The 6945-nt window shown below is 47.0% G+C and carries 6 protein-coding genes; all 6 read left to right on the forward strand.

What is annotated here, in order from left to right:
- The first annotated feature begins 1 nt into the window (after position 1).
- The 6 genes from Y79_RS0100535 to fabD all read left to right on the forward strand — a co-directional run bounded on the left by Y79_RS0100535 (position 2) and on the right by fabD (position 6928).
- Positions 2–1198 carry a cytochrome P450 gene (locus Y79_RS0100535; protein WP_016935941.1) on the forward strand — a complete coding sequence of 399 codons (1197 nt, stop codon included), beginning with the start codon at positions 2–4 and terminating at the stop codon, positions 1196–1198.
- Positions 1199–1488: 290 nt separating this feature from the next.
- Positions 1489–2934 carry a GntP family permease gene (locus Y79_RS0100545; RefSeq protein WP_016935943.1) on the forward strand — a complete coding sequence of 482 codons (1446 nt, stop codon included), beginning with the start codon at positions 1489–1491 and terminating at the stop codon, positions 2932–2934.
- Between the two features lie 24 nt (positions 2935–2958).
- Complete coding sequence (locus Y79_RS0100550) at positions 2959–3660, forward strand: CoA transferase subunit A (protein ID WP_016935944.1); 702 nt, start codon at positions 2959–2961, stop codon at positions 3658–3660.
- A 17-nt stretch (positions 3661–3677) separates the two neighbouring features.
- On the forward strand, positions 3678–4334 hold the full coding sequence (locus Y79_RS0100555; protein WP_016935945.1) for a 3-oxoacid CoA-transferase subunit B: 657 nt from the start codon (positions 3678–3680) through the stop codon (positions 4332–4334).
- Positions 4335–4346: 12 nt separating this feature from the next.
- Positions 4347–5132 carry a 3-hydroxybutyrate dehydrogenase gene (locus Y79_RS0100560; protein WP_016935946.1) on the forward strand — a complete coding sequence of 262 codons (786 nt, stop codon included), beginning with the start codon at positions 4347–4349 and terminating at the stop codon, positions 5130–5132.
- A gap of 596 nt (positions 5133–5728) precedes the next feature.
- Positions 5729–6928 (forward strand): ACP S-malonyltransferase, encoded by a 1200-nt coding sequence (gene fabD, locus Y79_RS0100565; RefSeq protein ID WP_016935947.1) that lies wholly within the window; start codon positions 5729–5731, stop codon positions 6926–6928.
- Positions 6929–6945: the final 17 nt, after the last annotated feature.

Raw genomic sequence — 6945 nt, forward strand, 5'->3', positions numbered from 1 at the left:
GATGACAGCGGGCGTATCAATTTCACATCCGTCCCTTCAGGCGGAATCAGATTTTTGGAATGACCCTTACCCGTTTTATGACAACCTGCGGGCCATTGATCCTGTTTATAAAGGAACTGTATTAAAATATCCGGGCTGGTATGTCACCGGGTATAAAGAGGCGGTAGCGATTCTGAAAGACACCCGGTTTAAAAACCGAGTTCCTCTTCCGGAAACATCAACGAAATATCAAAATCTATCGCATATCCAGCACGATATGCTGTTATTTAAAAATCAATCAGACCATAAGCGGATGCGGATGGTTATAGGGAAAGAATTCACCGCAAAGACGGCGGAATCACTCCGCCCCTGTATAAAAGAAACGGCTCATGACTTATTGGATCAAGTCCAAAACAAAAAAACCGCAGACCTTGTTTCAGAGTTTGCCTTTCCATTGGCAAGCCTCATCATTGCGAAGATACTCGGAGTGCCGAAAGAGGAGAGATATCAATTCAGACAATGGACGGCAGACGTCATTCAGGCCATTGATTTTACCCGGTCAAGAAAGACATTAGTCAGAGCAAGCGGCACCGCAGGCAGGATGACGTCATATTTCAGAGATTTGATTCACAAGCGGAAAATCCAGCCTCAGAAAGACTTGATCAGCAGGTTTATTATGGAAGAACAGCTATCCAAAGAGGAAGTACTCGCGACATGTGTATTACTTATCATAGCCGGACACGAGACGACGGTAAACCTCATAAGCAACGGTGTGTATACTTTATTGAAACACCCTGAACAGCTTAGCGCACTGAGAGAAAACCCCTCGCTTATTGAAACTGCAGTCGAGGAATGTTTGCGTTATGACAGCCCTACGCAGCTGACAGCCCGCACCGCTTCAGAAGACTGCAAAATAAATGGAAAGATCATAAAAAAAGGAGAACAGGTATATATCCTATTAGGCGCAGCCAATCGCGATCCAAGCATATTCGATCAGCCTCACAAAATGGACATTGAAAGAAAACCGAATCCGCATCTTGCATTCGGAAAGAACGCCCATTTTTGCGTAGGTTCACGATTAGCGCGCATTGAAGCACAAATAGCCATTCTCGCGCTGTTAGAGCGGATGCCTAAGCTTCGGCTGGCCGCACCCGGGCTTGAATACCGCAAGCTCATTGGTTTTAGGTCACTCACAGAGCTTCCGGTTGTCGTCGGCTGAATGACCATGCAGGAGGGCGGGATTTGACCGGTTCCTCCTGCAGGAAATAAATGAAAGAAAAAAGAATACATATTTATAAAGCAAAAATCCTCTCTCTCATATCCAAAAAAACTCATCGCTCAGCCATTCAATATAACGGAACAAGGGCTTCCTTTTCTTTCCGCCAAAATGGAAACTTCCGTTTATACGGAAAACGAAGCATGATGTAAGCTTGGCATGGTTGTTGCATTTTCTTCCTTCGAATCAACTTGTAAGCGTTTGCTATCATGAAGCAGAAAAGAGGGGGATTTGTGGACATTGTCATTATTTTATTGGCATTATGTTTGCTGATGTTTGCGGCTTACCGAGGTTTTTCAGTCATTTTATTTGCCCCGATTTGCGCGCTGTTTGCTGTGCTTCTGACAGATCCGAGCTTCGTGCTTCCTTTCTTCTCGAATATATTTATGGAGAAGATGGCTGGCTTTATTAAGCTGTATTTTCCCGTATTTCTTTTGGGGGCTGTTTTTGGCAAGGTTGTTGAAATATCCGGGCTCGCCGAGTCGATCGCAAAAACAATCGTCAGGCTTGTGGGAGCAAAAAGAGCCATTCTCGCCATCGTCTTAATGGGTGCGATTTTAACGTACAGCGGCGTCAGTCTCTTCGTAGCGGTGTTTGCCGTCTATCCGTTTGCTAAAAACCTATTTATGAAAACTGATATTCCCAAACGTCTGATACCCGGAACGATTGCATTGGGCGCTTTTACATTTACAATGGATGCGCTTCCCGGCACACCGCAAATTCAAAATGTCATTCCGACAGCATTTTTTAAAACAAACATTTATGCCGCTCCCTGGCTCGGACTGATTGGTGCAGCGTTTGTGCTTACGGCCGGGATGTTTTATTTAGAATTCCGGCGCAAGAAAGCGGCCGATGCAGGAGAAGGCTATGCTGGGTTTCCATCTGAAGTTTCCGCTGCAAAGGAATCCTCAGGTCTGGCTTATGAAAAAAACACGCCTGATTTACCGCAGGAGGCAGAACCCAGTACCGCGCGGCAAGTGCTCGCCTTTATTCCGCTTATCCTTGTCGGGGTATTGAACAAATGCTTCACGATATGGCTCCCGCATTGGTATCCCGACGGATTTGATTTTGCGCCGCTCGGCTTGGAAGCGTTCGGAAAGATTGATCTTTCCTCCGTCACTGCGATCTGGTCAGTAGAGCTCGCACTGTTCATCGGTATCGTGACAACGATTTTGTTCGATTGGAAAAAAGTGCTCTTCAATTTGAAGGAAGGACTGAATGAGGGCATCGGGGGCGCCTTGCTGGCATCAATGAATACAGGAGCCGAATACGGATTTGGCGGCATCATTGCAGCACTTCCCGGCTTCAAAGCAGTCAGCAGCGGCATATCGCAGACGTTTACTGATCCGCTTGTCAACGGAGCTGTGACGACCACTGCGCTTGCCGGGATTACAGGGTCGGCCTCAGGAGGAATGGGCATCGCTTTAAGTACGATGTCCGCAGCGTATACAGAAGCAATCCATACATTTCACATCCCGCCGGAAGTCATGCACCGGGTGATCTCGATGGCCTCCGGCGGGATGGACACTCTTCCGCATAATGGCGCCGTCATTACGCTGCTCGCGGTCACAGGGTTGACTCACCGCCAATCCTACAGAGATATCTTTGCCATTACCGTCATTAAAACAGCCGCTGTGTTTGTCATCATCGGTATTTACAGTCTGACGGGCCTTGTGTAGCCAAAACAGAAAGGGGAAGCGAATATGGGAAAAGGGAAAATCATGGATTCGTTTAAAGAAGCTGCTGAACTGATCAAAGACGGAGACACCCTCATCGCAGGAGGATTCGGCCTGTGCGGCATTCCAGAACAATTAATTCTCGCGATCAGGGACAGCGGCGTGAAAAACCTGACCGTTGTCAGTAATAACTGCGGTGTTGATGACTGGGGATTGGGCCTCTTGCTTGCAAATCGGCAGATCAAAAAAATGGTCGCATCCTATGTGGGAGAAAACAAAACATTTGAACGGCAGTTTTTAAGCGGGGAGCTGGAAGTCGAATTGGTTCCCCAAGGAACGCTCGCAGAACGAATTCGCGCGGGAGGGGCGGGCATCCCGGGTTTTTATACATCTGCGGGCGTCGGAACATCAGTAGCCGAAGGAAAAGAACAGAAGACATTTGAAGGACGCACCTATCTTCTGGAGAAAGGGATTACAGGGAACGCCGCCATCGTAAAGGCCTGGAAAGCTGATCCTCTGGGCAACCTGGTTTTCAGAAAGACGGCGAGAAACTTCAATCCGCTCGCTGCCATGGCAGGCAAAGTGACGATTGCAGAGGCTGAAGAAATCGTCGATATCGGTGAGCTTGATCCGGATCACATTCATACACCGGGTATCTTTGTTCAGCATGTGCTCAAAAGCACAACACAAGAAAAACGGATCGAACGCCGCACCGTCCGGGAAGCATGAAGAAGGGAGCTGATCTCATGAAAGATGGCAGAAAACGAATGATCGCACGGGCAGTAAAGGAAATTAAAGACGGAATGAATGTGAATTTAGGGATAGGCATGCCGACGCTTGTCGCCAATGAAATCCCGGATCATTACAATGTGATGCTTCAGTCGGAAAACGGCTTGCTCGGAATCGGCCCTTATCCCCTTGCCGGAACGGAGGACCCAGATCTTATTAACGCCGGGAAAGAAACCATTACCGAAGTCAAAGGAGCCTCGTATTTTGACAGTGCCGAATCGTTTGCTATGATTCGCGGGGGGCACATTGATGTCGCCATCCTCGGCGGCATGGAAGTGTCCGAACGGGGAGATTTGGCGAACTGGATGATCCCCGGAAAAATGATTAAAGGAATGGGCGGCGCCATGGACTTGGTTCACGGAGCAAAACGGATCGTTGTCATCATGGAGCATGTGAATAAATATGGAGAGTCCAAAGTGAAATCGGAATGTACGCTGCCTTTAACCGGCAGGCAGGTCGTCGATCGGCTGATCACAGATTTGGCGGTATTCGATTTCCGCCAAGGCCGTATGACGCTGACCGAATTGCAGGAAGGCGCGGCATTAGAGGAAGTCCTCGAGAAAACCGAAGGCCGGTTCACTGTCAGTGAAGCATTAACGTCCCGGCGGAAATAAGGAGGTATCATCATGCATTCAATGCTGAAACACAAAACAGCTGTAGTGACAGGGGCAGCCAGAGGAATCGGATTTGAAATCGCTCAAGAATTCACCCGTGAAGGAGCCTCCGTTCTCATAGCGGATGTTAATGAACAGGCAGGAAAAGAAGCTGCTGCAAAACTCAGCGGAGAAGGCGCCCATGCCATCAGCATCACGTGTGATGTAACAGATGAAAAACAAACGGCCGATATGATTCAAACAGCTCTGACAGAATTCGGCCGGCTCGATATTCTCGTAAATAACGCGGGCATTCAGCATATCGCGCCCATCGAGGAATTTCCCGCGGAACAGTTTGAAAGGCTCATCCGCGTCATGCTGACTGGACCGTTTCTCACCACGAAACATGCATTCCCCGTCATGAAAAAACAGCAGTTCGGACGGATCATCAATATGGCGTCTGTCAACGGACTGATCGGCTTTTACGGAAAAGCGGCATATAACAGCGCCAAGCATGGCGTCATCGGCTTAACGAAAGTCGGCGCACTTGAAGGCGCGGCTGACGGCATTACCGTCAATGCGCTTTGCCCAGGATATGTGGACACTCAGCTTGTCCGCAATCAGTTAAAGGATATTTCCGCAACAAGGAATGTACCGTACGAACGGGTGCTGGAGGACGTCATCTTTCCGCTCGTTCCCCAAAAACGGCTGCTGTCAGTGAAGGAAATTGCGGATTACGCCGTATTTTTGGCCAGCGACAAAGCAAAAGGCGTCACCGGTCAGGCCGTCGTTATGGACGGCGGGTATACCGCTCAATAGTTCTGATAAAAAACAGCCATTCTGAGCGGCTGTTTTTTTCTGTCCAAATAAGATTGGGGTTCTTGATAAGCAAGATGGTGAATGCTGACGGAAGGTTACAAAACAATGTAAACAAAAAAACAGCCGGAATTTAATCGATTGAGAATGCATCAATCGGTATGGAGCAGGATCATCCATATGTTCTGCACCGCATTTCACTGCAGATTTTCCTCTTCCAATCCCATTCCTGCACAACCAGTTTACAATCCTTCACAGATATACAAATGAACTTTTACAATAAACAGAAAAGATGTAATTTCTGACACAATTATGCCTATATACCCAAAAAATATGAAACATTAAGGGCGCTCCCTAAGTGAAGAAGAGTCGGAAACAGGCTTCCGGCCCGGCTCTCATCACCTCTCTTTAAGACTGATTTTTCAGTGTCAGCTCCATCTTATATTTTATGAACAATTATAACCAGTTCGTTTGTGAAATCGAACAATAACTCCTTCGAAAGTATTCTATACACCTTTGTTATAATCATGCTACGATGTTATATAAAGGGATATATTGTATGATATTGGATCAATGTTCAATGCGATCGGAGGGAGCTCATGAACAATCTTGCCTTTTTATTTCCTGGACAAGGATCTCAATTTGTAGGAATGGGCAAACAATTTTGGAATGATTTTGCGGTCGCAAAAAGATTATTTGAAGAAGCTGGCGACGCGATCTCCTTGGATATAAAAAAGCTGTGTTTTAACGGTGATATGAATGAATTAACAAAAACAATGAATGCGCAGCCCGCTATTTTAACAGTCAGTGTGATTGCGTTTCAAGTGTATATGCAAGAAATAGGGGTTAAGCCGCGCTTTCTTGCAGGTCACAGCTTAGGAGAATACTCGGCGCTTGTCTGTGCCGGCGCCCTTTCTTTTCATGATGCCGTTACACTTGTAAGGCGGAGGGGGATTCTTATGCAAAATGCGGATCCCCAGCAGCAGGGGACAATGGCTGCTGTGACCCGGCTCTCTCTTCAAACATTGCAAGAAATGTGTGCGAAAGTGTCGACAGAAGACTTTCCGGCAGATGTAGCCTGCATGAATTCAGACCGGCAGCATGTCATTTCCGGACATCGGCAAGCTGTGGAGCGTGTCATCAGGATGGCGGAGGATAAGGGGGCGGCATACACTTATTTAAATGTAAGTGCACCTTTTCACAGTTCAATGATAAGATCGGCATCCGAACAATTCCAGAGTGCATTACAGCAGTATTCCATCCGGGATGCCGCATGGCCGATCATTTCAAATGTCACCGCGCGCCCTTACAGCAAAAATTCGATCAGCGAACATCTCAAGCAGCACATGACGATGCCGGTAAGATGGGCGGAATCAATGCATTACTTGCTTTTACAAGGAGTCACGGAAGTCATCGAAATGGGGCCGAACAATGTCTTATCCGGTCTGCTGAAAAAAATAACGAATCACATTGTACCTTATCCCTTTGGACAGACATCTGATATTCACCCGCTTTCCAATTCAGCGGAAAGAAAGAAGCATATTGTCCGTTTACGCAAAAAACAACTGAATAAATTGATGATTCAATCCGTTATTGCGCGAAATTATAACAAGGATTCAGCGGCTTATTCCAATATGACGACGTCATTATTTACACAAATCCAAGAGCTGAAAGAGAGAATGGAAAGGCATGAAGAAGAGCTTTCAGAACAAGAGCTCGAACATTCGATCCATTTATGCAAATTAATTTGCGAGGCTAAACAGCTTCCGGCATGGGAAGAATTGCGGATTTTAAAATAAAGCGCCCAGGAGGGGAC

Origin of the sequence: Bacillus siamensis KCTC 13613, assembly GCF_000262045.1 — a bacterium.
In the GTDB taxonomy this organism is placed as follows: domain Bacteria; phylum Bacillota; class Bacilli; order Bacillales; family Bacillaceae; genus Bacillus; species Bacillus siamensis.